At 46.5% G+C, this 344-nt stretch carries 1 pseudogene; it reads left to right on the top strand.

Annotated elements, in window-relative coordinates:
* Positions 1-344 (top strand): annotated as a pseudogene (glmU, locus tag AAEZ06_RS26945) (bifunctional UDP-N-acetylglucosamine diphosphorylase/glucosamine-1-phosphate N-acetyltransferase GlmU); the annotation flags it as partial.

Genomic DNA, 344 nt, shown 5'->3' with positions numbered 1-344 from the left:
GTCGTATCAAACGTGATACAAACGGCAATATCGAAGCCATCGTCGAGCAAAAAGATGCCAGCGCTGATGAGCAGAATATCCAAGAGATTAATAGCGGTATCTATTGCGTTGACAATGCTCTACTGCATAAATATCTGCCCAAGCTCTCTAATGACAATGCGCAGCAAGAATATTATCTCACTGATATTGTCAAAATGGCCGTTGCTGATGGCATTACGATTGCCGCGATAGAGCCTGAACAGACGTTTGAGATTGAAGGTGTCAATAACCGTCAACAGCTGGCCAGCTTGGAGCGCACATGGCAGGGTAAACTGGTTGCAGACTTACAAGAAGCGGGCGTCCAG

The sequence above is a fragment of the Pseudomonas sp. HY7a-MNA-CIBAN-0227 genome (assembly GCF_040310325.1).
GTDB lineage: Bacteria > Pseudomonadota > Gammaproteobacteria > Pseudomonadales > Pseudomonadaceae > Aquipseudomonas.
The sequence above is the reverse complement of the archived record's forward strand: the minus strand, read 5'-3'. Positions and strand labels throughout refer to the sequence as shown.